Source organism: Rhodococcus sp. SJ-2, assembly GCF_053750035.1.
The window spans coordinates 555,108-578,832 of sequence record NZ_CM132340.1 but is presented as its reverse complement, the minus strand read 5'-3'; the positions used below and the strand labels follow the sequence as shown (position 1 = coordinate 578,832).

Annotated in this window: 30 protein-coding genes; 17 read left to right on the top strand and 13 right to left on the bottom strand. The window is 66.0% G+C overall.

What is annotated here, in order from left to right; translation table 11 throughout:
- Positions 1-4 precede the first annotated feature (4 nt).
- The 4 genes from ACSYG9_RS02655 to ACSYG9_RS02640 all read left to right on the top strand — a co-directional run bounded on the left by ACSYG9_RS02655 (position 5) and on the right by ACSYG9_RS02640 (position 3,904).
- Positions 5-1,570 (top strand): uroporphyrinogen-III synthase, encoded by a 1,566-nt coding sequence (locus ACSYG9_RS02655; protein WP_440125679.1) that lies wholly within the window; start codon positions 5-7, stop codon positions 1,568-1,570.
- Between the two features lie 82 nt (positions 1,571-1,652).
- On the top strand, positions 1,653-2,630 hold the full coding sequence (gene hemB / locus ACSYG9_RS02650; protein ID WP_454841058.1) for a porphobilinogen synthase: 978 nt from the start codon (positions 1,653-1,655) through the stop codon (positions 2,628-2,630).
- Positions 2,627-3,163 carry a hypothetical protein gene (locus ACSYG9_RS02645; RefSeq protein WP_440125677.1) on the top strand — a complete coding sequence of 179 codons (537 nt, stop codon included), beginning with the start codon at positions 2,627-2,629 and terminating at the stop codon, positions 3,161-3,163. Before hemB ends, ACSYG9_RS02645 begins: the two co-directional genes overlap by 4 nt.
- Before the next feature lie 258 nt (positions 3,164-3,421).
- Positions 3,422-3,904 carry a hypothetical protein gene (locus ACSYG9_RS02640; RefSeq protein ID WP_440125675.1) on the top strand — a complete coding sequence of 161 codons (483 nt, stop codon included), beginning with the start codon at positions 3,422-3,424 and terminating at the stop codon, positions 3,902-3,904.
- Positions 3,905-3,919: 15 nt separating this feature from the next.
- Here ACSYG9_RS02640 and ACSYG9_RS02635 read toward each other — a convergent pair whose 3' ends face one another.
- On the bottom strand, positions 3,920-5,848 hold the full coding sequence (locus tag ACSYG9_RS02635; RefSeq protein WP_440125674.1) for an acyl-CoA dehydrogenase family protein: 1,929 nt from the start codon (positions 5,846-5,848) through the stop codon (positions 3,920-3,922).
- A gap of 149 nt (positions 5,849-5,997) precedes the next feature.
- Between ACSYG9_RS02635 and hemL the strand changes: the two genes are divergently transcribed.
- The 7 genes from hemL to ACSYG9_RS02600 all read left to right on the top strand — a co-directional run bounded on the left by hemL (position 5,998) and on the right by ACSYG9_RS02600 (position 13,251).
- Positions 5,998-7,323, top strand: coding sequence for a glutamate-1-semialdehyde 2,1-aminomutase (gene hemL / locus ACSYG9_RS02630; RefSeq protein WP_454841056.1), 1,326 nt, complete (start codon positions 5,998-6,000; stop codon positions 7,321-7,323).
- Between the two features lie 64 nt (positions 7,324-7,387).
- Entirely contained in the window at positions 7,388-8,038 is a 651-nt protein-coding gene (locus tag ACSYG9_RS02625) for a histidine phosphatase family protein (RefSeq protein ID WP_169690034.1), read from the top strand.
- A complete protein-coding gene (locus tag ACSYG9_RS02620; protein WP_454841054.1) occupies positions 8,035-8,643 on the top strand; it encodes a TlpA disulfide reductase family protein in 609 nt (202 codons plus the stop codon). The genes ACSYG9_RS02625 and ACSYG9_RS02620 overlap by 4 nt, the downstream gene beginning before the upstream one ends.
- On the top strand, positions 8,640-9,464 hold the full coding sequence (locus ACSYG9_RS02615; RefSeq protein WP_454841053.1) for a cytochrome c biogenesis CcdA family protein: 825 nt from the start codon (positions 8,640-8,642) through the stop codon (positions 9,462-9,464). Before ACSYG9_RS02620 ends, ACSYG9_RS02615 begins: the two co-directional genes overlap by 4 nt.
- Positions 9,465-9,583: 119 nt before the next feature.
- The gene (gene resB / locus ACSYG9_RS02610) at positions 9,584-11,260 is read left to right on the top strand and encodes a cytochrome c biogenesis protein ResB (protein WP_440125672.1); all 1,677 of its coding nucleotides are present in this window, start codon (positions 9,584-9,586) and stop codon (positions 11,258-11,260) included.
- Positions 11,257-12,222: a c-type cytochrome biogenesis protein CcsB gene (gene ccsB, locus ACSYG9_RS02605; protein ID WP_440125671.1), complete on the top strand. Its 966-nt coding sequence runs from the start codon at positions 11,257-11,259 to the stop codon at positions 12,220-12,222. The genes resB and ccsB overlap by 4 nt, the downstream gene beginning before the upstream one ends.
- A gap of 51 nt (positions 12,223-12,273) precedes the next feature.
- Positions 12,274-13,251: an AAA family ATPase gene (locus tag ACSYG9_RS02600; RefSeq protein WP_440125670.1), complete on the top strand. Its 978-nt coding sequence runs from the start codon at positions 12,274-12,276 to the stop codon at positions 13,249-13,251.
- Positions 13,252-13,264: 13 nt separating this feature from the next.
- Here ACSYG9_RS02600 and ACSYG9_RS02595 read toward each other — a convergent pair whose 3' ends face one another.
- Both ACSYG9_RS02595 and ACSYG9_RS02590 read right to left on the bottom strand, forming a co-directional pair.
- The gene (locus ACSYG9_RS02595) at positions 13,265-13,474 is read right to left on the bottom strand and encodes a hypothetical protein (protein WP_440125669.1); all 210 of its coding nucleotides are present in this window, start codon (positions 13,472-13,474) and stop codon (positions 13,265-13,267) included.
- Positions 13,475-13,665: 191 nt separating this feature from the next.
- Positions 13,666-13,875: a BldC family transcriptional regulator gene (locus ACSYG9_RS02590; RefSeq protein WP_072704338.1), complete on the bottom strand. Its 210-nt coding sequence runs from the start codon at positions 13,873-13,875 to the stop codon at positions 13,666-13,668.
- Positions 13,876-14,074: 199 nt separating this feature from the next.
- On the opposite strand from ACSYG9_RS02590, the gene ACSYG9_RS02585 reads away from it, so the two are divergent.
- The 5 genes from ACSYG9_RS02585 (at position 14,075) to ACSYG9_RS02565 (ending at position 16,880) form a co-directional block, all read left to right on the top strand.
- A complete protein-coding gene (locus ACSYG9_RS02585; RefSeq protein WP_454841051.1) occupies positions 14,075-14,437 on the top strand; it encodes a DUF4229 domain-containing protein in 363 nt (120 codons plus the stop codon).
- Positions 14,434-15,546: a PLP-dependent cysteine synthase family protein gene (locus ACSYG9_RS02580; RefSeq protein ID WP_454841049.1), complete on the top strand. Its 1,113-nt coding sequence runs from the start codon at positions 14,434-14,436 to the stop codon at positions 15,544-15,546. The genes ACSYG9_RS02585 and ACSYG9_RS02580 overlap by 4 nt, the downstream gene beginning before the upstream one ends.
- 97 nt (positions 15,547-15,643) lie before the next feature.
- Positions 15,644-15,862, top strand: coding sequence for a helix-turn-helix domain-containing protein (locus tag ACSYG9_RS02575; RefSeq protein ID WP_454841048.1), 219 nt, complete (start codon positions 15,644-15,646; stop codon positions 15,860-15,862).
- A 4-nt stretch (positions 15,863-15,866) separates the two neighbouring features.
- Complete coding sequence (locus ACSYG9_RS02570; RefSeq protein ID WP_440125665.1) at positions 15,867-16,448, top strand: Clp protease N-terminal domain-containing protein; 582 nt, start codon at positions 15,867-15,869, stop codon at positions 16,446-16,448.
- Between the two features lie 42 nt (positions 16,449-16,490).
- On the top strand, positions 16,491-16,880 hold the full coding sequence (locus ACSYG9_RS02565; RefSeq protein ID WP_440125664.1) for a phage holin family protein: 390 nt from the start codon (positions 16,491-16,493) through the stop codon (positions 16,878-16,880).
- A gap of 23 nt (positions 16,881-16,903) precedes the next feature.
- Here the strand turns inward: ACSYG9_RS02565 and ACSYG9_RS02560 are convergent, their stop codons facing one another.
- The 9 genes from ACSYG9_RS02560 to ACSYG9_RS02520 form a co-directional block, all read right to left on the bottom strand.
- Complete coding sequence (locus ACSYG9_RS02560; protein WP_440125663.1) at positions 16,904-17,773, bottom strand: 1,4-dihydroxy-2-naphthoate polyprenyltransferase; 870 nt, start codon at positions 17,771-17,773, stop codon at positions 16,904-16,906.
- A gap of 56 nt (positions 17,774-17,829) precedes the next feature.
- Entirely contained in the window at positions 17,830-19,002 is a 1,173-nt protein-coding gene (menE, locus tag ACSYG9_RS02555; RefSeq protein ID WP_454841045.1) for an o-succinylbenzoate--CoA ligase, read from the bottom strand.
- Entirely contained in the window at positions 18,975-19,271 is a 297-nt protein-coding gene (locus ACSYG9_RS02550) for a DUF3349 domain-containing protein (RefSeq protein WP_054718026.1), read from the bottom strand. The genes menE and ACSYG9_RS02550 overlap by 28 nt, the downstream gene beginning before the upstream one ends.
- A gap of 12 nt (positions 19,272-19,283) precedes the next feature.
- Positions 19,284-19,679 (bottom strand): DUF3349 domain-containing protein, encoded by a 396-nt coding sequence (locus ACSYG9_RS02545; protein WP_454841043.1) that lies wholly within the window; start codon positions 19,677-19,679, stop codon positions 19,284-19,286.
- Between the two features lie 31 nt (positions 19,680-19,710).
- The gene (locus ACSYG9_RS02540) at positions 19,711-19,983 is read right to left on the bottom strand and encodes a hypothetical protein (RefSeq protein WP_454841042.1); all 273 of its coding nucleotides are present in this window, start codon (positions 19,981-19,983) and stop codon (positions 19,711-19,713) included.
- Positions 19,980-21,152, bottom strand: coding sequence for an inorganic phosphate transporter (locus ACSYG9_RS02535; protein ID WP_440125659.1), 1,173 nt, complete (start codon positions 21,150-21,152; stop codon positions 19,980-19,982). The genes ACSYG9_RS02540 and ACSYG9_RS02535 overlap by 4 nt, the downstream gene beginning before the upstream one ends.
- A 134-nt stretch (positions 21,153-21,286) precedes the next feature.
- On the bottom strand, positions 21,287-21,667 hold the full coding sequence (locus ACSYG9_RS02530) for a VOC family protein (protein WP_454841040.1): 381 nt from the start codon (positions 21,665-21,667) through the stop codon (positions 21,287-21,289).
- A 22-nt stretch (positions 21,668-21,689) separates the two neighbouring features.
- Positions 21,690-22,136, bottom strand: a complete 447-nt coding sequence (locus tag ACSYG9_RS02525; RefSeq protein WP_440125657.1) for a hypothetical protein — start codon at positions 22,134-22,136, stop codon at positions 21,690-21,692.
- The gene (locus ACSYG9_RS02520) at positions 22,133-22,294 is read right to left on the bottom strand and encodes a hypothetical protein (protein WP_440125656.1); all 162 of its coding nucleotides are present in this window, start codon (positions 22,292-22,294) and stop codon (positions 22,133-22,135) included. The genes ACSYG9_RS02525 and ACSYG9_RS02520 overlap by 4 nt, the downstream gene beginning before the upstream one ends.
- Positions 22,295-22,416: 122 nt before the next feature.
- Between ACSYG9_RS02520 and ACSYG9_RS02515 the strand changes: the two genes are divergently transcribed.
- Positions 22,417-22,701: a DUF4193 family protein gene (locus ACSYG9_RS02515; RefSeq protein ID WP_440125655.1), complete on the top strand. Its 285-nt coding sequence runs from the start codon at positions 22,417-22,419 to the stop codon at positions 22,699-22,701.
- 94 nt (positions 22,702-22,795) lie between these two features.
- Here ACSYG9_RS02515 and ACSYG9_RS02510 read toward each other — a convergent pair whose 3' ends face one another.
- Positions 22,796-23,689: a 1,4-dihydroxy-2-naphthoyl-CoA synthase gene (locus tag ACSYG9_RS02510; protein ID WP_440125654.1), complete on the bottom strand. Its 894-nt coding sequence runs from the start codon at positions 23,687-23,689 to the stop codon at positions 22,796-22,798.
- Positions 23,690-23,725: the final 36 nt, after the last annotated feature.

Below are 23,725 nucleotides of genomic sequence, written 5' to 3'. Positions count from 1 at the left end.
ACCGATGAGCCGAGTCCGTAAGAACACTCCCGGACGGATCCTGTTCGTGGGATCGGGTCCCGGCGACCCGGCGCTGCTCACCGTCCGAGCGCGCGATGCCCTCACGGGTGCCACAATCGCCTTCACCGACCCGGACGTCGACAGGGATGTCGTGGCTCTGGTCGGCACCGACCTCGGCACCGACCCGGAGACAGGCGAGCCGATCGCCGACGTGCGTCCCGCACTGGGGGAGCCCGCGGAGGTCGCCAAGACGCTGGTCGCCGAAGCGAAGAACGGTCACGACGTGGTGCGTCTCGTCGCGGGCGATCCGTTGACCACCGATTCTGTGATCGCCGAGGTCAATGCTGTGGCCCGCACGCAGGTGGTGTTCGAGGTGCTTCCCGGACTGCCCGCCGGTTCCGCAGTTCCGAGCTACGCGGGTATGGCCCTCGGGTCGTCCCACACCGAGGCCGACGTCCGCGGCGAGGTCGACTGGGCGGCGTTGGCCGCCGCTCCCGGTCCGCTGGTGCTGCACGCGACGTCCGGACATCTCGCCGAGACCGCGAGCGCGCTCGTCGAGCACGGTATTGCTCCGCAGACCCCCGCAGCCATCACGGTGCGCGGCACGACGCGTCAGCAGCGCACCGTCGAGGCCACGCTGGCGACCCTCAACGACGCAGGCTCCGAATTCGTCGGACCGCTGGTCGTGACGGTCGGCAAGGTCGTGTCGCAGCGCAACAAGATGTCGTGGTGGGAATCGCGTGCTCTGTACGGCTGGACCGTACTGGTTCCCCGGACGAAGGAGCAGGCAGGTGAGATGAGCGATCGGCTCGTCTCCCACGGCGCCATTCCGATGGAGGTGCCGACGATCTCCGTAGAGCCTCCCCGCAGCCCCGCCCAGATGGAACGGGCCGTCAAGGGCTTGGTCGACGGTCGCTACCAGTGGGTGGTGTTCACCTCGACGAACGCCGTACGCGCCGTGTGGGAGAAGTTCGAGGAGTTCGGACTCGATGCCCGCGCGTTCTCCGGAGTGAAGATCGCTTGCGTCGGCCAGGCCACCGCCGAGAAGGTGCGCTCGTTCGGTATCACCCCTGAACTCGTCCCCGCGGGCGAACAGTCGTCCGAGGGTCTGCTTGCCGAGTTCGCGCCGTACGATGACGTGTTCGATCCGGTCAACCGGGTGCTCTTGCCCCGTGCGGACATTGCGACCGAGACGCTCGCCGAGGGCTTGCGTGAACGCGGCTGGGAGATCGACGACGTCACTGCGTACCGCACCGTCCGGGCTGCTCCGCCGCCGGCCGAGACCCGCGAGATGATCAAGACCGGCGGTTTCGACGCGGTGTGCTTCACCTCGTCGTCCACGGTCCGGAATCTCGTCGGTATTGCCGGGAAACCGCACGCGCGCACCATCGTCGCGTGCATCGGTCCGAAGACCGCCGAGACCGCGATCGAATTCGGGCTGCGGGTGGACGTGCGACCCGAGACCGCGCAGGTCGGTCCATTGGTCGAGGCGCTCGCCGAGCACGCAGCGCGACTGCGTGCCGAGGGAGCTCTGCCTCCGCCGCGTAAGAAGTCCCGCGCCCGCCGCTGACCCACTCGTGCGCGGTTCCGGTAGCAACCGCTACCGGAAACCGCGCACGACCTGTATCCAGCTCCGAAAGGGTCCTGACGACATGTTCCCCGATATCCGTCCCCGCCGATTGCGTACGACCGCGGCGATGCGTCGCCTGGTCGGGGAGACCTCGCTCGAACCCAGGCACCTGGTGCTTCCGATGTTCGTCGCCGACGGGCGCACCGAGCCGTGGGAGATCCCGTCGATGCCGGGCGTGTACCAGCACACCGACGACTCGTTGCTCACGGCCGCGACCGCTGCCGTCGAGGCCGGTGTCGGTGGTCTCATGCTGTTCGGTGTACCGCGACCCGAAGACAAGGATGCGCGCGGTTCGGGCGCAACGGATCCGGACGGAGTGCTCAACCGTTCGCTTGCTGCGCTGCGCAGCGAACTGGGCGATGCAACGGTGATCATGGCCGATACGTGCCTCGACGAGTTCACCGACCACGGGCACTGCGGGGTACTCACGGCGTCGGGTGTCGTCGACAACGACGCAACACTCGAGCGGTACGCGGAAATGGCGGTGGCACAGGCTGAATCCGGCGCTCATGTACTCGGGCCCAGTGGCATGATGGACGGGCAGGTGGCTTCGATCCGGGCGGCGCTGGACGCTGCCGGTCACGCCGACGTCTCCCAGCTCGCCTACACCGCGAAGTACTCGTCAGCGTTCTACGGGCCGTTCCGTGAAGCGGTCGGCTCGTCGCTCGAAGGCGATCGCCGTACCTACCAGCAGGATCCGGCGAATCGGCGCGAGGCACTGTACGAACTCGACCTCGACCTGGCCGAGGGGGCCGACATGGTAATGGTCAAACCGGCCATGTCCTACCTCGACGTCCTGCGCGAAGTGGCCGACCGGTCGCCGGTCCCCGTTGCCGCATACCAGATTTCAGGGGAGTACTCGATGATCACCGCGGCGGCGGCGAACGGCTGGATCGACCGGGACGCTGCGATCCACGAATCGCTGCTCGGGATTCGTCGCGCAGGGGCGGACATCGTGCTGACGTACTGGGCCGCCGAAGTTGCGGGCAGGTTGTCGTGAGCTTTCCACTACCCCCGACGCCCGGCCCTTCCGCACACGCAGCCCGCCCGGCCCCGCAGGACGTCGTCACCGCCTACCAATTGTGGTGCGGAGTTCTGCTTCTCACCGTGATCACCCTGCTGTTCGGGGCATTCGACCTCTGGAGCGGGCGGACCGAACTCGTCGACATGATGGTCGAGATGACAGCCGACACGGGGACGGAGGAACTCTCCCGCTCCGACCTCGATGCCGCGATCCCGATGGTCGTTGTCCTCACCGTGGTCTTCGGACTTGTCATCGTCGGCATGCTCTATCTCGTGGTCCGGCAGATGTACAAGGGCAAGAACTGGGCACGCATGGCACTGACCCTGATCGGTGTGTTCATGACCCTGTCCACGTTGCCGACCGTGTTCGGGGTGGGTGTCGGTGCCGGGGGATCCGGATTGGCGCTCGGCATCATCTCCATCGCCTCGGCAGTGCTCACGGTGGGTGCGATCGTGCTGATGCATCGGCGCGAGTCCAACGCGTATTTTCTACGGCTACCGGAGAACTGACCTCACGGCACTCGGGTTTGCGTACCGCGCAGTACCGGGTTTGCGCACCGCGCAGTGCCGGGTTTGCGCACCGCGCAGTGCAGAGTACGGTGGGCTCACCATCGTCGGCCCGTGGCCGCACTCCGTCGAGCGTAAGGACGTCATGCAGGTGAAACCCCGGCCCTACGGTCGTCGTCGCGAACTTGTGCTGATCGGTCTGATTGCCGTACTCGGTGTTGTGACAACGCTGCTGGTCGTGATTCCCGGGGCGCTCACCGCTTGACCGGCCAGACCGAACCTCGAGGCGTATCCGAGCCGCTGTTCTACGAGCCGGGCGCGAGATGGCGCACGGTCGCTTTCGGTCCGGTGTTCTGCGCGGTGGCGCTGATCGTCGAACTCACGACAGGTCCCGTCGTGCACTGGGTTGCACTGCCGGTGCTCGCGATCGTGCTCGCCGGATTCGCCTACGTCATGGTCACCGCGGCGCGGCGTCACGTCAGCGTCGAACTCACTCGCACTGCGTTGCGGCAGGGAACCGAGGAACTCGAGGTCGGCGAGATCGAGGCGGTACTGCCTCCCGCGATGGATTCGTGGGACGAACCGCAGCGCTGGGAGAGCGCCCGTGTACTCGGAGAACTCGCCAACGTTCCCCGCGGGCGGACCGCCGTCGGCTTGCGGCTGCGGGGCGGGACATTCGTACGAGCGTGGGCCAAGGACGCCGACCGGCTCCGCGTGCGTCTCGGTGAACTGGTCGGCGCCTGAGGCCCTCTCCGATACTCAGGAGTGGGGTGCTCCCTCACGGTCGAGCATGGCCGACCCGAGCAGATACTCGGGTACGCCGAGGCCCTCGACGAGAGTCATCACGTGCGGCCGCAATGTGCGGCATCGCTCGTTGATCCCACGCAGCACCGCCTTGGAGCGCTCGACCGACAGGTGCCGGTGTTCCATGAACCACGCCTTGTCCTCGTCGATGACCGTCAGCGCGAACAGATCGCACAGATCGGAGAGAAGCCCGCATGCGGTTTCGTCCTTGCAGTCGTCGATGGCCGCGACGAAGGCCTCCAGGACGACACGGTCGATATGGGCCTGCGCGGCGTGCAGCACGTGGTCCTGCACGAAGTTGAATGCGTCGAACGGGTTGTCCTCGCGCTTGGTGGCAGCCTGCAGGCGTCGCGCTGCGGTCGAGAGCAGATACTGCTCGCGGTCCTCGAACATCGTCAGCTGGGTGCCCCGATTGAAAAGGCTGCCGTCCTCCTCGTTGTCCTGACGTGTGTCGAGGATCGTCTGGATGATCTGCTGCGCCGCGGTGCGCTTCTTCACGACATCCGAGATCGTGTCGGCGGCGAACCTCATCCACTCCACAGGACTCATGCCACGAACCTCGTCGGCATACGCCGTGAGCAATTCCTTCGCGACGAGTTGCGTGAGCACGTGGTTGTCGCCCTCGAATGTGGTGAACACGTCGACGTCGGCGCGCAGGGCAGTGAGCCGATTTTCGGCCATGTAGCCTGCGCCGCCGCACGCCTCGCGTGCTTCCTGGATAGCGCGGGCCGCGTGCCAGGTGTTGGCCACCTTGAGGCCTGCGGCGCGGCCTTCGAGTTCGCGCTGTTCCTGGGGGTCCACGTCGGTCAGCGGCACCGACTGGATGCGGTGCATCGCCGAGATCAGCTCGTTCTGAGCGAAACCCAGCGCGTACGACTTCGCTATGTGCGGCAGCAGTCGCCGCTGGTGGACGAGGTAGTCCATCAGGAGCACCTCGTCGTCACGGCCCGGGGCATCGAACTGACGCCGTAGCAGCGCGTACCGCGTCGCGATCGACAGCGCGACACGGGCCGCGGAGCCTGCCGACCCGCCGACGGTGACCCGCCCGCGGACGAGAGTGCCGACCATCGTGAAGAAGCGGCGGCTCGCGCTCTCGATGTCGGAGGTGTAGGTGCCGTCCGCCTCGACGTCCGCGTACCGGTTGAGCAGGTTCTCGCGCGGTACCCGAACGTTGTCGAACACGATCCGGCCGTTGTCGACGCCCGGCAGTCCGCCCTTGTATCCGCAATCCGAGGTGGTGACACCGGGAAGATCGTTACCTTCGTCGTCGCGGAGAGGAACGACGAAACAATGCACCCCATACGACTCGCCGTTCGTCACGAGCTGCGCGAACACTGCAGCAACCTTCGCGTGTTGCGCGGCACCGCCGATGTAGTCCTTGCGGGCCGACGGGGTGGGGGAGTGGATCACGAACTCATCGGTGGCAGGGTCGAAGGTGGCGGTGGTCTCGAGGGCTTGCACGTCGCTGCCGTGGCCCGTCTCCGTCATGGCGAAGCAACCGAGCAGATCCAAATCGATCAGGGGAGTGACGTACTTGTCGTGGTGGCGCTTCGTGCCGAGATTCTCGATCGCCCCGCCGAACAAGCCCCACTGCACGCCGGCTTTGACCATCAGGGACAGATCGGACATCGCGAGCATCTCGATCGAGGCGACGGCGCCTCCGGCATCTCCGGTACCACCCGATTCGACGGAGAAACCCGACGCGGCGTACCCGTGCTCGGCGAGCAACCGCATCTGTTTCAGGGTGATGTCGCGGGCCTGTTCGAGGTCGGGGGTGTAGTGCGGCGCGAATGCCGGGTCGGCCATGTTCGTCCGGGCGCGCTCGCGTGCGCTGTGCCATGCACCGTCGAGGGCCCTGCTCAGATGTTCACCTGTAGTCGCCATGGTTCCGACCCTATGACCGCAACGCCGTCCCATGGGGGCTTCACGGAGCCTCGACGCGGATGAGGACTGTAGTGAGATCCGAATCACAGCTCCTATCGCACACCGATCGGCTTTTTGGCAAATCGGGGGAAACTGGGACACTGGACGTCGTGACTGCGACTCCCGCTGCTTCCTCCGTCCACGACGCCGATTCGACGGCACTGTTCACCCGGGCGTCGAAGGTGACTCCCGGCGGGGTCAATTCCCCGGTCCGCGCATTCGGTTCGGTTGGCGGTACCCCGCGGTTCATTGCCTCGGGATCCGGATACACACTCACCGATGTCGACGGCAATTCCTACGTCGACCTGGTGTGTTCCTGGGGACCGTTGATTCTCGGGCAGGCGCACCCCGCTGTCGTCGACGCCGTACGCACCACCGCCGCATCGGGTCTGTCCTTCGGCGCCCCTACTGCCGGTGAGGTCGAACTCGCCGAGGAAATCGTCGCCCGGATCACGCCGGTCGAGCAGGTCCGGCTGGTCAACTCCGGCACCGAGGCCACCATGAGCGCGGTGCGTCTCGCGCGCGGATTCACCGGCCGCACGAAGATCATCAAGTTCGCGGGTTGTTATCACGGTCACGTCGATGCCTTGCTTGCAGATGCGGGCTCCGGGGTCGCGACATTCGGTCTGCCCACGTCGCCGGGTGTGACCGGGGCGCAGGCCGAGGACACCCTCGTCGTCCCGTACAACGACCTCGAAGCCGTGCGCGCGGCATTCGACGCGCATCCCGGGGCGATCGCCGCGGTGATCACCGAAGCCGCCGCCGGAAACATGGGGACCGTCCCGCCCGCACCCGGGTTCAACGAGGGGCTGCGCGCGTTGACCCGCGACCACGGCGCCTTGCTGATCATGGACGAGGTCATGACGGGGTTCCGCGCGAGCGCGACGGGCTGGCACGGCATCGACGGTGTCGCAGGCGACCTCATGACCTTCGGCAAGGTGATGAGCGGCGGCCTGCCCGCTGCCGCGTTCGGCGGTCGGGCCGACGTCATGGCGCACCTGGCGCCGGCGGGCGCGGTCTACCAAGCGGGAACGTTGTCCGGTAACCCGGTCGCAGTGGCCGCAGGCCTCGCGAGCCTGCGCGCGGCCGACGCGGACGTGTACGCCGCCCTAGAGCGCAATGCCGCAACCCTCGGCCGCCTTCTCGGCGACGCGCTGACCGCCGAGGGTGTTCCGAACCGGATCCAGAACGCCGGGACGATGCTCAGCGTGTTCTTCACCGAGGACCCCGTCACCAACTACGACGAGGCAAAGGCCGCGCAGACCTGGCGATTCCCCGCGTTCTTCCATGCCCTGCTCGAGCACGGCGTCTACGCACCTCCGAGCGCGTTCGAGACCTGGTTCGTCTCCTCGGTTCTGGACGACGACGCGTTCTCCCGGATCGCCGATGCACTTCCACACGCGGCGAAGGCAGCTGCAGCCGCCACCGCCTCCTGACAGCGAGGGCCTGACCGCGAGCGCCCCGACATCCACCCGCTTCAACGACCTGAGGAACACGCACGTGACCGAAGCCGCCCCGTCCGAGACCCGCACCATCGTGCACGTGCTGCGGCACGGTGAGGTGCACAACCCGTCCGGCATCCTCTACGGCCGCCTCCCCGGCTTCCGGTTGTCGGTTACCGGCGAGGCGCAGGCTCGGGCCGTGGCGGCTTCCCTCGCGGACCACGACATCGCGCACGTGGTCGCCTCCCCGCTCGAGCGTGCCCAGCAGACCGCGTCGCCGATCGCGCAGAAGCACGGTCTCGAGATCCGCACCGATGAGAACCTCATCGAGGCGGGCAACGATTTCGAGGGTCTCAAGGTCGCTGTCGGCGACGGAGCCCTCAGCCGCCCGCGGCACTGGTGGAAGCTGCGCGACCCGTTCACACCGTCCTGGGGTGAGCCGTACCTGCAGATCGCGCATCGCATGCTGGCCGCGGTCAATACTGCGCGCGCCGCTGCGGCAGGTCGCGAGGCCGTGTGTGTGAGCCATCAACTGCCGGTGTGGACGCTGCGCCGGTTCCTCGAAGGCGAACGCCTGTGGCACGACCCGCGTCACCGGCAGTGCAGCCTCGCCTCTCTCACGTCTCTGGTGTACGAGGGCGAAACTCTGGTGGACCTGGTCTATTCGGAGCCGGCGGGCGCCTCCGACCCGAACGTCCACGGCGCATGAGAAGGGCACTTCACGCGATAGGCGGGTTGTTGTGCGGCGCACTGCTCCTGTCCTCCTGCGCGACGGGCACCGACGCGGTCGCGACCGGCGGTACGTTCGACTTCGTCTCGCCCGGCGGCGAGACTCGCATCTTCTACGATCCGCCCGCGGACCGCGGCACCCTCGGCACGCTGACGGGGGAGGATCTCATGAACGAGGGGCAGACGATCTCACTCGACGACTTCGCCGGCGAGGTCGTGGTCCTCAATGTGTGGGGCCAGTGGTGCGCGCCGTGTCGTAGCGAAGCGGATGACCTCGAGCAGGTCTACGAGGCGACCAAGGACCTCGGAGTTGCCTTCCTCGGCATCAACGTGCGCGACAACCAGCGGGACAAAGCACAGGACTTCGTGACCGATCAGCAGATCGGTTACCCGTCGATCTACGACCCGGCGATGCGTTCGTTGCTCGCACTCGGCCGCAACTATCCGACCTCCGTGGTGCCGACCACGGTCGTTCTCGACCGTGACCATCGAGTCGCGGCGGTCTATCTGACCGAACTTCTCGCGAGCGACCTGCAACCGGTCGTCGAGCGCATTGCCGCAGAACCCACCGAGGACCAAAAGTGACGACAGTTCTCGCTTCCGGTATCGGCGATACCTTCCAGAATGCCGCAGCGTCCGGCCCGCTTCTCCTGGCTGTCGGTGCGTGTCTCCTGGCGGGGCTGGTGTCGTTCGCTTCGCCGTGCGTGGTCCCGCTCGTGCCCGGCTACCTGTCGTATCTTGCGGGCGTCGTCGGCGCCGAGGCACCCGCGGTCACCGCAGCGCAGGCCGGCTCACGTACCACCACGGTTCGCGACGACGGCCGACTGCGGGTCGCGGGAGCAGCAGGACTGTTCGTCGCGGGATTCACCGTCGTGTTCGTCCTGGCAACGGCGTCGGTGTTCGGCGCGATTTCCCTGCTCTCGGTCAACCGTGAGCTGTTGATGCGGATCGGTGGTGTCGTCACCATCGTCATGGGCATGGTGTTCATCGGCCTGATCCCGGCATTGCAGCGGGACACCCGTACCGCGCCGAAGCAGATTTCGAGTCTTGCGGGTGCGCCGCTGCTCGGCGCGGTCTTCGCGCTCGGATGGACCCCGTGTCTGGGACCCACCCTCGCGGGGGTGATCTCGCTCGCCGCAGGCACCGAAGGCGCGACGGCTGCCCGCGGGGTCACGCTCATCGTGGCGTACTGCATCGGACTCGGGCTGCCCTTCGTCGTCCTTGCGTTCGGCTCGGCCCGGGCGCTGCGCGGAGTCGGCTGGCTGAGACGTCATGCCCGGACCATCCAATTGTTCGGCGGCATCATGCTGATTGCCGTCGGCATCGCCCTCGTCACCGGCGCGTGGGACCTGTTCGTGTCCTGGGTGCGGGACTCTTTCATCTCGGACGTGACCTTGCCTGTGTGACGCCGCCCCACATGTCCTTCTCGGCCCGATCCGGTCGCTCCACGTAGCCCCCACCCTTTGGAAGGAGGTCGGCGCTTGTACTCCCTGGTGAACGAGGGAGGATCCGCGTCGAACATCAGATGACGGCCACCGACACGCAGACCTCGGCGCCTCGGCCGGGCGCCCCGAAACAGAGCCCGACGGGGCGCGCCGTGGCGTTCGTCCGTAACACGTGGCGCGGACTGACATCGATGCGCACGGCGTTGGTCCTGTTGTTCCTCCTGGCGCTCGCCGCCATTCCCGGTGCCCTGCTGCCCCAGCGAAACCTCAATGTCGGAAAGGTCGACGAGTACATCGCCGCCCGCCCGACGCTCGGGCCCTTCATGGACCGGCTCGAACTGTTCGATGTGTTCGGTAGCTTCTGGTTCACCGCGATCTATGCCCTGCTGTTCATCTCGTTGATCGGCTGCATCCTGCCGCGCTGCGCCGAGTATTTCCGCGCGCTACGTGCCCGGCCTGTCGCAACACCGCGCAATCTGTCGCGTCTGCCGCATCACGTCGAGACCACGTTCGAGGACGAGCCCGATGCGGTGCTCGACCGGATCAGCGGCGAGCTACGCGGGTGGCGCGTCGAGCGGCGCGAGGGAACCGCGAAGGGCCGGGACGGTGAGCTGACGCTCTCGGCGGAGAAGGGATATCTGCGCGAAGCGGGGAACCTCGTCTTCCACATCTCGCTGGTCGCGCTGCTCGCCACGGTTGCCCTCGGCAAACTTTTCGGTTACGAGGGCCAGCGCATCCTGGTCGCAAACGGCGAGGAGTTCTGCACCACATCGCCCGCCTCGTTCGACTCGTTCATCGCCGGTATCGAACTCGACGGCACGGGACTGACACCGATCTGCGTGCGGGTGCATGACTTCGTTGCGGATTATCTCGACAACGGTCAGGCCGAGATGTTCACCTCCAACATCGAGTACCAGTACGGGGAGGATGTCGCGGCGAACGTCTGGAGCGACGCGCAACTGAAGGTCAACCATCCGCTCAGAGTGGGGGGCGACCGCGTCTATCTCCAGGGCCACGGCTACGCGCCGACCTTCACGGTGACCTGGCCGAACGGTGAGACACGCACCGAAACGCTGCAGTGGGCACCTGAGGACGCCACGACGTTTCTGAGCAGCGGTGCGATGCGATTCGATCCGCCCGGCGGGATGTTCCCGGACGCAGACGAACGACGAAAGAATCAGATCGCGCTCGAAGGGCTCTTCGCCCCGACCGCTGCGTTCCACGGCACGCTGCTGTCGTCTGCGTTCCCGGCGATGATGGACCCGGCCGTTGCCATCGACATCTACAAGGGCGATTCCGGTCTCGACACCGGCAGCCCGCAGTCGCTCTTCTCGCTCAATACCGAGTTGATCAATCAAGGTCGACTGGTCAAGCAGGAGCGCGTCAACCTGAAGCCGGGAGAGAGCGTCACACTGGCCGATGGCACCGAGGTGAAGTTCGACGGGGCCGTCGACTTCGTCAACCTGCAGGTCTCCCACGACCCATTCCAATCATGGGTGCTGGTCTCGGCAGTCGCGATGATGGCGGGTCTGCTGCTGTCCCTCCTGGTCAAACGGCGAAGGGTGTGGGTGCGCGTCTATCGGACGGGTACAGTTGCTGACGGTGAACGACGAACTGTAGTAGAGCTCGGTGGCCTCGCTCGCACCGACCAGGCCGGGTGGGGCGACGAATTCGATCGGCTGGTCTCCCGACTTCTCGGTGAGAACGCAGCAGGCGGTCGTGTGCCCGACGGCGAGGCACAGGAGGAGAAAGCATGACCCTGAACGACACCCTCGCGAAGTACAGCGACTGGAGCTTCGAAGCGGCATTCGCCGTCGTAGTGCTGGCCATGCTCCTGCTCGTGGTCGAGTACGCGACCTATCGCTCGAATGTGGTCGCCCGACGTGAGCTCGTCGCTGCCGGTGGCGTCGGATCCGACGAGGCGACCCCCGGACGCGTGGAGAATGCCACGGGAAGGACCCTGTCGGAGCGCTTCGGCAATATGGGCCGCGCCCTCGTCGTGGTGGCCGCGGCGTTGATGATTGCATCGATCGTGCTGCGCGGCCTGGCCACCGAACGTTTTCCGCTGGGGAACATGTACGAGTTCGTTGCGATGGCCTGCGCTGCGGCGGTCGTGTTCAGTCTGGTGATGCTGCGTAAGCCTGCCTACCGCATCCTATGGGTGTACGTGCTGGCCCCTGTCGCAGTGTTGATGTTCGTGGCGGCCACAGTGCTCTACGCCGACGCTGCACCGGTGGTGCCGGCCCTGCGTTCGTTCTGGCTGCCGATCCACGTGACGATCATCAGCGTGGGCAGCGGAATCTTCCTTCTCGCCGGCGCTGCGAGCGTGCTGTTCCTGCTGCGGATCCGCCAGCCCAAGGGCTCCGAGAAGGGCATCCTCGGTGCTGTCGCAGCGCGACTGCCCGACGCTCAGGTGCTCGACCGTCTCGCCTACCGGACCACGATCGTCGGCTTCCCGCTATTCGGCATCGGCATCATTCTCGGCGCCATCTGGGCGGAGGCCGCATGGGGCCGGTTCTGGGGATGGGACCCGAAGGAAACCGTCTCGTTCATCACGTGGGTGATCTACGCTGCCTATCTCCACGCCCGCGCGACCTCGGGCTGGCGCAATACGCGTGCGGCGTGGATCAACGTCGTGGGTTTCGTGGCCATGCTGTTCAACTTGTTCATCATCAATATGGTCGTGTCCGGTCTGCACTCGTACGCCGGCCTGAACTGATCCTGCTATCGTCCTCGGCGGCGTGAGGAACTGCGATCGGGGGGAACGCGGATGTCGGAAGGATCCGGACGGCTACCAGGGGCAAGTCTGTCGGGTGCAGACCCCGGGAACCTGTCGGCTCGGGATCTCGACTCGTCGCTTCTCGTCCGCAGGGCCACCCCTGCGCCCGAACGAGGATGGCGTCGTGCGCTCTTCCACGCTACCGGGGGACGGATCGATGTGGGCGACAGCGCACGTGATCAGCGGCGCAGGGAGCTCGTCGAGCAGGTCTCACAACCACTGCGCGGGTGCTATCGGATCGCGCTGCTCAGTCTCAAAGGTGGTGTGGGCAAGACGACCACGACGGCGACCCTGGGTTCGACGTTCGCGTCGCTCAGAGGCGACCGGGTGGTCGCTGTGGATGCGAATCCCGATCGCGGCACGCTGAGCCAGAAGGTGCCGACGGAAACGTCCGCCACGGTGCGGACGCTCTTGCGCGACGAGGAGCGCATCGAGCGGTACAGCGATGCGCGTGCCTACACCTCGCAGAATGTGCACCGGCTCGAAGTGCTTGCCTCCGACAGCGACCCCGCTGTCTCCGAAGCGTTCAGCGCGCAGGACTACGAACGGACCCTCGCGCTGCTCGAGCGCTACTACAGCATCGTGTTGACCGATTGCGGCACGGGACTGATGCACTCGGCGATGCGCGCAATCCTGGAGAACACGGATGCGCTGGTGGTGATCAGTTCGGGTTCGGTGGATGGCGCAAGGAGTGCGTCGGCCACGCTCGACTGGCTCGACGCGCACGGCTACCGAGACCTGGTGAGCGGGTCGGTGGCGGTGGTCAACGCTGTCCGCCCGAAATCGGGCAAGGTCGACCTCGATCGGCTCGTGGGGCACTTCGAACAGCGGTGCCGAGCGGTGCATCTATTGCCGTTCGATCCTCATTTGGAGGAAGGCGCCGAAGTCGACCTGGAGCGATTGCAGGCGCCCACCAGACGTGCGCTGCTGCAACTCGCCGCCGAGGTGGCGGCGGGTTTCGCGCGGTAGGCGGGCGCCCGGGTCAGTCGGTGTTCTCCTGGCCCGGGCCGTCGGTCCGGCCGGACTCGTCGGTGTGCCGACGGCGCACCTCGCGATCGACCTTCCAGAGGAACTCGGGGTCGTCGTCGGGGCCGAGGCCGCGCGTAGGGGTCTTGTTCAGGTCGGGGCCGAATGCTTTCCACAGCAGGAAGACGAGCGTCACCGCACCGATGAGTGCCAACAGATAAAGCACGATGCACCTCCTGGCCGCGTTCGGCGCCGCTTCGATTCCGACGTCGTACTGTCCGATTTCCCCCCAGTCTATGCGGCCTGTCCGAGTGTGACATCGACGCGGGTGCATCGAGGCTGTTTCGCGATCGCCCGGAGTGCGGTGGGGCAGGACAGGGCCCGCCCGGCTTCGTTTCCGAGGCCGGGCGGTTCGCCTCAGCGGGTGGCTTCGGTGGTGAGGGAGCGGAGCAACGTGAGGACTTCGGACTCGCGGAATCGACGGTGTCCGCCGGGTGTGCGCAGTGAACCGAGACGGCCTGCATGTGCCCAACGGGTCACGGTCTTCGGATCCACGTGGAAGAGGGCGGCGACCTGGCCGGGGGTGAGCAGGGATTCTTTGGCGCCGTTGAAGGTGGGTGCGCTCATTGTGAATGTCCTCCCGGTTGTTTTGTCTTGATCGGGTTGTTCGATCGGGTTGTCCCACGCCATGTTGACACCGGAACCCCTGGTTGCTCGAACGGTCAGTGGTTGGTAAAGCGGAAGTAATGGACAAAACGGACGGATGTCCAGCTATCGCCGAGCCTTCGGAAGCGGCCGGATCGGCATCGACGGCTACCCTGGGGGAGTGACCGACGAACACCGCTCCGATCCAGCGAATACCCCGTCCGGCCCCGGCCGAAACACCCCGAATGCGAGCAATTCGGGCACCGGCACGCTCGTGCGTGATGTCGCGTTGTATTCACTGGCCAGGCTTGCGCTCGTCGTCGTCCTTGCGGTTGTCATCCTGTACATCCCGCAGGCATTCGGTGTGGAGATCCCGCTGCTCGTCGCGGCACTGTTCGCGGTTCTCATCGCGTTGCCGCTCTCTCTCGTCCTGTTCGCTCCGCTGCGCCGACGGGTCAACGAGGGCATTGCCTCGGTCGACGAACGGCGTCGCACCACTCGCGCTGATCTCGAAAGCCGCCTCCGCGGCGAGAGTGAGAGGTGACCGACGCAGGTCCGGGCGTGGTCGATCGCAGCGCGTCCCGCGGTTGGGTCGACAATGCCGTCCGGTTGATCGAGGCCGATGCGCAGCGCAGTGCCGACACGCACCTGCTGAGGTATCCGCTACCTGCAGACTGGGGCATCGACCTTTATTTGAAGGACGAATCGACGCACGTTACCGGCAGTCTGAAGCATCGACTTGCCCGGTCGCTGTTCCTGTACGGCCTGTGCAACGGATGGATCGGCGAGAATACTCCGGTCATCGAGGCATCGTCCGGTTCGACTGCCGTGAGCGAGGCGTACTTCGCGCAACTGCTCGGCCTCGATTTCGTTGCCGTGGTACCCCGGCGGACCTCGCCCGCGAAGGTCGCGTTGATCGAGGCGCAGGGCGGGCGGTGTCACTACGTCGACCGTCCTCCTGAGATCTACACCGAGGCGCAGCGACTGGCCGACGAACTCGGCGGCTGCTACCTCGATCAGTTCACGAACGCCGAGCGGGTCACCGATTGGCGGGGAAACAACAACATCGCCGAATCGATCTTCGAGCAGATGCGCCTCGAGCGGCACCCGGTGCCCGACTGGATCGTCGTGGGCGCCGGTACCGGCGGAACCAGTGCAACGATCGGCCGCTACATCCGATACCGCAGGCACGGCACCAGGCTCGCCGTAGTGGATCCGGAGAACTCGGCGTTCTTCGGAGCGTACGAGACCGGTGCCGCCGACTACGCCACGGGAATGCCATCGCGGATCGAGGGAATAGGCCGGCCGCGCGTCGAACCCTCGTTCGTGCCGCAAGTGGTGGACCGGATGGTCCGGGTGCCCGACGCTGCGTCCATCGCAGCCATGCGTCACGGCAGTACTGCTCTCGGTAGGCGGGTCGGCGGATCTACCGGAACCAACCTCTGGGGCGCCTTCGGCCTCATCGGCGAGATGCTGGCCAGCGGTCGGGACGGCAGTGTGGTGACCCTGCTGTGCGACGGCGGTGAGCGCTACACCGGTACGTACTACTCCGACGAGTGGCTCGCGGCGGAAGGGCTGGAGGCGTCGAAGTGGGGCGCGGTGCTGGAGAGGTTCGCCGCGACCGGTCGCTGGGAGCCTCGCGAGAACGGCTGACCGCTCACCCCGTCGACCTTCTGACGAGCAGTGCATCTGACAAACAGTGCCGTCAATTTTCGTTGACATTCTCATGATGTCAACTTAAATTGACATCATGAACAACGAAGCAACCACGCTTGCGGCATCTGCTGCGAGTCCCGACCCTGCCGAAGGGTTGCGCGCTGTCGTTGCCCTGAGGCGCCTACTCGAACGACTCGAATCCATCCAGGTCGAGAGTGCGCGTCAGCAGGGCTGGTCCTGGCAGGCGATCGCAGCTGCGCTCGACGTGAGCCGACAGGCCGTCCATCAGAAGTACAACCGGAAGCGCAGGTAGAGCCATGTTCGAACGATTCTCCGGCAGCGCTCGCGCCGCCGTCGTAGCTGCCCAGGCCGAAGCCCTACGCCTGAACGCCGATCGGATCACGCCCGGGCACGTCCTGCTCGGCGTACTCGTCACCGCCGAGGAACATCTGCGTGCGTTGCTAGCGGATGTCGGTCTGACGGCCGACGGCGTTCGCGCGCATCTGGCCGCGCTGAACCAGCACGATCCGCTCGGGCTCGACGACGCTGCCGCACTCGCAGCCATCGGCATCGATCTCGACGTCGTACGAGCCCGGCTCGAGGAGACCTTCGGTGAAGGCGTGCTCGACAGGCCGGAAAGGCAAACGGGCAAGGAGCAGCGCGGGTGGTTCTCCGATCTGTTCGGTGGTCACATCCCGTTCGACCGGAATGCCAAGAAGGCCTTGGAACTGTCGCTGCGAGAGGCGATCGCCCACCATGACCGCACGATCTGCTCCGAGCACATCGTCCTGGGAACGATCCGGAGCGACGACACGGAGATCATCTCCCTGATCGAGGCTCATGTGACCCGCGACCGTCTCCGGCAAGTGCTGATGGAGCAACTCGACTCTGCCGCTTGAGCCACGCCCGCATCTCGGGGGCGCGTATGTCACAGTGACTGCATGATTTCACTGATCCTGCGATTGATCATCAACGCGATCGGATTGTGGCTCGCGGCCCGACTCGTCACCGGCGTCGATATCGTCGGTGTCGACGGAGGTGAGTTCACCGGCGAGACGGCGATCAAGCTGCTGATCCTCGCCGCGATCTTCACCGTCGTCAACGCCCTGGTGAAGCCGCTGGTGAAGCTGCTGTCACTCCCACTGGTGATCCTGAGCCTCGGACTGTTCCTGCTCGTCATCAATGCGCTGATGTTGTGGCTGACGTCGTGGGTGGCCGAGTTCTTCGACGGCGGCCTCACGATCTCGGGCTTCTGGGCGGCGTTCTGGGGTGGGCTCATCATCGCCATCGTCAACTTCGTTCTGGGATTGGTCGTGCCCGACCGGGACTGACGACCCGCTGGGACGCGGCGGCCTCAGCCGAAGGCGAGCGCGATACCCGTTGTTACTGCCCATACCAGCATCGCGAGCGCGGTGTCGCGCAACGCCGGCAGGAGCTCGAGCCCGAGCCCACCTGAACGCACCGGCGCGTGTGCGCGCACCGCGAGCGGTGCCGCAAGCAACCCGGCCAACGCCCACGGCGTCGCCGCCACCAGCGCGAGCGACATGACGAACGGCGTCGTGAGCAATCCCAGATGCAGTGTGCGGGTACGTGGGTCACCCAACCGGACGGCCAGCGTGCGCTTGCCGCTCTCGGTGTCGGTCGGGATGTCACGCAGGTTGTTCGTCACCATCACCGCGCTGGAGAAGCAGCCCATCGCCACTGCACCCGCCAGCCCCGCCAGCGTCACCTGTTGTGCCTGTACGAATAGAGTGCCGAGCACTGCGACCAGACCGAAGAACACGAACACGGCCACTTCGCCGAGGCCGCTGTAGCCGTACGGCGTACGGCCTCCGGTGTAATACCACGCGCCGACGATGCACACCAGGCCCACCAGGATCAGCCACCACGCACTGGTGAGAGCAAGCGCGACACCCGCGACTGCGGCCACTCCGAAACACGCGAAGGCGGCGCGCTTGACCGCGGCGGGTGAGGCCGCACCCGAACCGACCAGACGCATCGGCCCGACTCGCTCGTCGTCGGTGCCGCGGATCCCGTCGGAGTAGTCGTTGGCGAGGTTCACTCCGATGTTGAGGGCGAGCGACACGACAAGGGCGAGCAGCGCTTTCCACCACACGGCCTCATCGAGTGCCGCCGCGGCGCCTGTACCCACGATGACGGGAGAGATCGCGTTCGGAAGGGTGCGGGGGCGGGCTCCTTCGAGCCATTGACCAGCGGTTGCCATTCGTCGATCTTCGCACTCGGGCGTGCGCTCGTCCGGGGTGGGACCCGGCCTGTCGCTCAAGAGAACCTGGCGACCAGGGCGCGACGATCGATCTTTCCCGGCCCACGCAGCGGCAACACGTCCACGAGATGCAACTCGCGCGGAGCGGCGGTCGCGTCCAGGGTTGCGCACGTCCACTCCCGTAGTTCACCGAGTGTGGGGGCGCTGCCGTGCTCGGGAACGACCACCGCTGCCACCCTGTGCCCGAGCCGGTCGTCGGGCAGTCCGATCACCGCAACCTCCCGCACTGCGGGGTGCTCGATGAGAACGGCTTCGACGACCTGCGGCACCACGGTGAGCCCACCGGACGAGATGGCCTCGTCGAGCCGGCCGAGAATGCGGAGGGCCCCGTCGTCGAACAGCCCGGCGTCGTCGGTGCGGAACCAACCCGATTGGGCGAACGCGCCGTGGTCAGGCAGGCCGCGGTACCCGGACGCGAGCACCGTACCGCCGAGCCACACCCGGCTCTCCGCGTCGACACGGACATCGACGCCGGTCAGCGGTATACCGTCGTAAACGCAACCGCCGCACGTCTCACTCATCCCGTAGGTGCGCACCACATTCACGCCGACCGCGCGGGCATGACGCAGCACAGGTTCGGGGGTGGCTGCACCGCCGAGCAGGATTGCGTCGAGTTCTGCGAGCGCTGCGGCCGCGTCGGGATGGTCGAGGGCCTTGATGAGCTGGGTCGGCACCATCGACGTGTAGCGTCGCGGCCCGCGCATCGCCGCGACCGCGGAAGGTAGAACGGTGGGGTCGAAGCCGTGCGACACATCCATGATCACCGGCTCGGTGCCCGACAGAATGCTTCGCAGTAGTACCTGCATCCCGGCGATGTGATGCCCAGGCAGCGCGAGCAGCCACGAGCCGGTGCCGCCGATTCGTTCGTGTGTGGCGTTTCCGCTGGCGCGCAGAGCTGCCGCGGTGAGCTGAGCGCCCTTGGGAGTTCCGGTCGTACCCGAGGTCGCGACAACCAGACCTACCGTGTCGTCGATCGGTTCACCGGGATGCAGTGCATCGGTGAGGCGGCGGATCTCCCGGTGATCGCCGGCGGGAACCGGCAGCAGGGGAGGGCCCTGGCCGTCGAGCATGTGCTGCAGCGCCGGCACGACGTCGTGGGCCCTGCCTCCGACCGGAACCTCGAGGACGGTGAGATCTGTCCTCACAAGTCGTGCCCGGTCAGTGGCCAACCCCCGGCTTCGAGGTGCACCCGGACCCGGTCGATGTCGTGCCCGAGCGGCATCTCGTTGGTGATCTTGGTGATGAGTACGGCAATGTCGGTTTTGCTGATCGGCAGATCGCCTTCGTCGACAAGAGCATCAGCGACCTGATCGACCTCGTCGTCGGACAGCCGCCGCTTCAGGAGTGCGAACAGCGGCACGTAGTCCTGTTCGGGTACACCCTCCGGATAACCGGCGCGCAACCACTCGATGATCGAAGCGAGGAACGGAGGAAGCATCGCGGACGCTCCTCAGTACGATCCGGTGGGCTGATCGTCACCGGTGGCAGGGTGACCGTTTCGGGTGTCGTCGGTAACGGCCTGTTCGATGTCGCCGGCCTGTTCGTCGGTCCCGACAACGGGCCAACCTCCCGCGACCAGCTGTTCGGTGACCCGTTCGATGTCCTCGTCGGTCGGCTGCTCGTTCAGCACCCCCGCGATGATCTTCCGGAGCGTGTCGTAGTCCACTTTCCGCTGCGGGTGCTCGTGTGCCGTTGCGACCGACAGCTCGAGGATCTCGGCGATGTCTTCGTCCGTCAGCCTGCGTCGGAGGACGGACAGCAGGGCGAAGTGGTCCTTGGGAGGGATTCCTTCGGGATAACCGGCCCGTAGCCAGTCCAACACCGAGCGAAGAGAATACCGAGGCAAGATTATCGTTGATCCTTCTCTTCGGTGGTGATCAGAACAGTTGGATACCGACGCTGCTGGACAGGAAGTCAGCAGTCAACAGGAGTATCCCCGCAATGATCGCGACGACGACAATCACGAAACAGACGACCGCTCCGATGCGGCCCAATGCCCGCCGGCCGGGGTCGACCGTTCCGGTGCCGTCGTCCCCGAGCGCCGCCGACCGCATTCCGAGTGCGAAGACGGTGGGCAGACCGGCCCCGAGTACGAGACCGACCAACACGACCTGCCACAGAGAATCGAGCGTGGAGACCAGCAGATTCACGGACGTCCCTCCTGGGCGACGGGATCGAGTTCGGTGCCCCCGTCACCTTCCCATGACGCGTTGACGTTGGACGCATCGATCGGCTGCAAGCGCGACCGCAGATACATCAGGCCAGCGAGCGCACACAGGATCGCGAATACCACGAGGACACCGGGGAGGCCGCCGATCAGGTGAGCGATCAGCCAGCATACGGCACCGACCACACCCGCGCACGGCAAGGTGATCAGCCACGCCACGGCCATTCGGCCGGCGATGCCCCAGCGAACCTCGGCGCCTTTCGTGCCGAGGCCTGTTCCGAGGATCGAGCCGGTGGCCACGTGAGTCGTCGACAACGGGAGCCCGAAATGGCTCGACGTGAGGATGATTGCAGCCGAGGAGGACTCCGCCGCCATTCCCTGCGGTGGCGTGATCTCGACCAGACCCTTGCCGAGGGTGCGAATGATCCGCCAGCCCCCGAGATAGGTGCCGAGCGCAATCGCGACAGCGCACGTGAACTTGACCCAGAACGGCATCTCGGTTTCGGGCGTGATCGTCCCGTATGCCACAAGCGCCAGGAAAATCACGCCCATCGTCTTCTGTGCGTCGTTGGTGCCGTGCGCGAGTGAGACGAGCGAGGCGGTGCCGATCTGGCCGATCTTGAAGCCCTTACCGCGGGACTCTTCGGGAATGTCGTGGGTCAGGCGATGAACCGACCAGGTGCCCACTGTTGCGACCAGTGCAGCGACGACGGGTGCGAGCAGAGCCGGGATGATCACCTTGCCCAGAACACCGTCCCACACCACGCCACTCATACCGAGAGCGGCGATGGCGGCGCCGATCAGACCGCCGAACAAAGCGTGGGAGGAACTCGATGGGAGGCCGAACAGCCAGGTCGCAAGGTTCCAGAGAATGCCGCCGACGAGTCCGGCGAACACGATGAGCAACAGTGCCGAGCCACCGGTGTTGTCGAGATTGACCACGCCTTTGGCGACAGTCGCGGCGACCTCGACCGACAGGAATGCCCCGACGAGGTTGAGCACGGCCGACAGGCCGACAGCTACTTTCGGCCTCAGCGCCCCGGTGGCGATGGAGGTGGCCATCGCGTTGCCCGTGTCGTGGAAGCCGTTCGTGAAATCGAATGCGAGGGCAGTGACGACCACTACCAGTAGGACAACGAACTCTGCGGTCACGTCTTCCGATTGTGGGGTAAATAGGCGGTGAATGTACAGCTAATGGGAGGTTTCCCACGGGTGCTCAGAGGGCGATTCGCACTCGAGCGGGAGGTCGGCGGTTCCCCACCGTGTGCAACGTCACGCCGACGGGTTCAGCGGAGATCCTTGCGAATCGGGTGGTCCGGCGGAATCTGCACCAGAACCACACGGATCCCGTCCGGATCGTCGATCCACATCTCGTGCAGCCCCCACGGTTCCTGTTGCGCGGCTCGGGTGATCACAACTCCCGCGAGCGTGAGCTCCGTTTGTGCGGCATACACGTCTCGGACCTGAAGCCACAGCGCTCCGTGGAAGCGTTGAGTGCCGTCGCGTTCGCCATGCGCGGCGATCTCGATCAAGCCCTGGCCCGCGAAGAACACGGTGCCGCCCGGATACTCCCGGGCAATGGCGAGGCCGAGGGTCCCGCCGTAGAACTCCAGGGTGGCGTCGTAGTCGCGTGGACGCAGGATCGTCCGGCTGCTCAGTATTTCCATGTCTGCACCTTCGCCGCCGCGCCTATCCTTCGGGCACAGGACGAGCCTCGTGCCCCCGCAATCCGTGGGTACGACGCGCCTCTTTCGACTCGGCCTCGAACAGATGTCTGCGTCCTGCGACCAACGTGTCGCGTACCTCCGCGTCGAGGGTGCGTAGCTCGGTCCAGTAGCCGTCGTCGAACTCCTCGACGAGTTGGAACGTCCAGCGCCCTTCGGCAACGTTACGGCCCACGAGTTCGCGCTCGATCCGGTCGGCAAGCTCGGAGCTGCCCGCGGCGCGGAGCATCTCTGCGGCCTGCTCGACCTGAAAATCGGCGTGGCCCATCAGCTGATGGAATCCGTACAGGTGTCCGCGTGCCCGCTCGACGGTTTCGAGTGCCTCGGACAGCTTCCCGACGGCCGCGACCGTCGCATCGGTGACGCCGTCCGGCCGCGTGTGCGAGGGATGGGGACGCTCGCGATCGGTCATGTTTCGAGTGTGCCCGACCCGATGCTCTGCAGGTTCGTCTTCGCCCGGTCGGAACTGCCGCGGGTGAGCAGTTCGAACGAGGCCTTCCACATCCACTCGACGTGACCTTGCCGGAAGCGGCGTAGCCGGAGTCGCAGTATCACGTCGAAACGGGTCATGCCCGACATCAGATGTTTGAAGCCGGAAACTCCTGGACATAACTACCGCCGAGGTGCCCCGACGCACCGACGCCCCGGCCTCGGGGCGGGACATAATGCCCCGCACGGACCAGGAGACCACGATGAGCACCGACTACGACGTCCGACGCACCAACGAGCTTGCAGGCACCGGTACTGCGATCGACGAACTCGACCTGAAGCCGACGGGACTCGCCGACGCTGACGAAGCCGAGGTCATCGAATCGCCGGATCTGCCCGGAGCGGATCTGTCGGGCGAGGAACTCAGCGTGAATGTCGTGCCGATCCAGGAGGACGAGTTCACCTGCTATCGATGCTTCCTCGTCCATCATCACAACCGGAGGGCGTCGTCGCCGACAGAGGATCCCTACTGTCTCGACTGCGCCTGACCTGCCCGCACCGCCGCATGTCGCGGCCCTGAATCGCCGCGGCCGGGCCGAGTGATCCTCGGCCCGATCGGCAGGTCAGTAGTACCTTGGCAGGTCAGTAGTACCGCGGGTAGGGGGACCAGTCGGGCTCACGCTTTTCGAGGAATGCGTCGCGGCCCTCGACTGCCTCGTCGGTCATGTACGCAAGGCGGGTGGCTTCACCAGCGAACAGTTGCTGACCGACCAGCCCGTCGTCCTGCAGATTGAATGCGTACTTGAGCATCCGCTGTGCCTGCGGCGACTTGCCGTTGATCTTGTCGGCCCACTCGAGCGCGACATCTTCGAGTTCGTCGTGGGCGACGACACGGTTCACCGCGCCCATGTGGTGCATGTCCTCGGCGGTGTAGGTGTCGCCGAGGAAGAAGATCTCCCGGGCGAACTTCTGTCCGACCATCTTCGCGAGGTACGCGCTGCCGTAGCCACCGTCGAAGCTGCCCACGTCGGCGTCGGTCTGTTTGAACCGGGCATGCTCCCGCGAAGCGAGAGTCAGGTCGCATGTCACGTGCAGGCTGTGCCCGCCCCCCGCGGCCCAGCCGTTGACGAGGGCGATCACGACTTTCGGCATGAACCGGATCAGGCGTTGCACCTCGAGGATGTGCAGGCGACCCGCACGGGCCTTGTCGACTGTCTCAGCGGTCTCGCCGCTGGCGTACTGGTAGCCGCTGCGTCCGCGAATGCGTTGGTCGCCGCCCGAGCAGAACGCCCAGCCGCCGTCCTTGCTGCTCGGGCCGTTGCCGGTGAGGAACACCACCCCCACATCGGAGGTCGTCCGTGCGTGGTCGAGCACGGTATACAGCTCGTCGACGGTGTGCGGGCGGAATGCATTGCGCACCTCGGGTCGATCGAACGCGACACGGACGGTGCCCTGCGTGACATGACGGTGATAGGTGATGTCGGTGAGGTTCTCGAACCCCGCAACGGGGCGCCACAGTTCAGGATTGAAGGTCACGTCGTCACTTTAAGGCCGGGTAGTGCCGATGTGCGC

Bases quoted from the DNA above. Each gene is read 5' to 3' on its own strand.
- ACSYG9_RS02655 (WP_440125679.1), top strand. From the start codon at position 5: ATGAGCCGAGTCCGTAAGAACACTCCCGGACGGATCCTGTTCGTGGGA.
- hemB (WP_454841058.1), top strand. From the start codon at position 1,653: ATGTTCCCCGATATCCGTCCCCGCCGATTGCGTACGACCGCGGCGATG.
- ACSYG9_RS02635 (WP_440125674.1), bottom strand. From the start codon at position 5,848: ATGGCGACTACAGGTGAACATCTGAGCAGGGCCCTCGACGGTGCATGG.
- ACSYG9_RS02620 (WP_454841054.1), top strand. From the start codon at position 8,035: ATGAGAAGGGCACTTCACGCGATAGGCGGGTTGTTGTGCGGCGCACTG.
- resB (WP_440125672.1), top strand. From the start codon at position 9,584: ATGACGGCCACCGACACGCAGACCTCGGCGCCTCGGCCGGGCGCCCCG.
- ccsB (WP_440125671.1), top strand. From the start codon at position 11,257: ATGACCCTGAACGACACCCTCGCGAAGTACAGCGACTGGAGCTTCGAA.
- ACSYG9_RS02600 (WP_440125670.1), top strand. From the start codon at position 12,274: ATGTCGGAAGGATCCGGACGGCTACCAGGGGCAAGTCTGTCGGGTGCA.
- ACSYG9_RS02590 (WP_072704338.1), bottom strand. From the start codon at position 13,875: ATGAGCGCACCCACCTTCAACGGCGCCAAAGAATCCCTGCTCACCCCC.
- ACSYG9_RS02575 (WP_454841048.1), top strand. From the start codon at position 15,644: ATGAACAACGAAGCAACCACGCTTGCGGCATCTGCTGCGAGTCCCGAC.
- ACSYG9_RS02570 (WP_440125665.1), top strand. From the start codon at position 15,867: ATGTTCGAACGATTCTCCGGCAGCGCTCGCGCCGCCGTCGTAGCTGCC.
- ACSYG9_RS02565 (WP_440125664.1), top strand. From the start codon at position 16,491: ATGATTTCACTGATCCTGCGATTGATCATCAACGCGATCGGATTGTGG.
- ACSYG9_RS02560 (WP_440125663.1), bottom strand. From the start codon at position 17,773: ATGGCAACCGCTGGTCAATGGCTCGAAGGAGCCCGCCCCCGCACCCTT.
- ACSYG9_RS02550 (WP_054718026.1), bottom strand. From the start codon at position 19,271: ATGCTTCCTCCGTTCCTCGCTTCGATCATCGAGTGGTTGCGCGCCGGT.
- ACSYG9_RS02530 (WP_454841040.1), bottom strand. From the start codon at position 21,667: ATGGAAATACTGAGCAGCCGGACGATCCTGCGTCCACGCGACTACGAC.
- ACSYG9_RS02525 (WP_440125657.1), bottom strand. From the start codon at position 22,136: ATGACCGATCGCGAGCGTCCCCATCCCTCGCACACGCGGCCGGACGGC.
- ACSYG9_RS02520 (WP_440125656.1), bottom strand. From the start codon at position 22,294: ATGACCCGTTTCGACGTGATACTGCGACTCCGGCTACGCCGCTTCCGG.
- ACSYG9_RS02515 (WP_440125655.1), top strand. From the start codon at position 22,417: ATGAGCACCGACTACGACGTCCGACGCACCAACGAGCTTGCAGGCACC.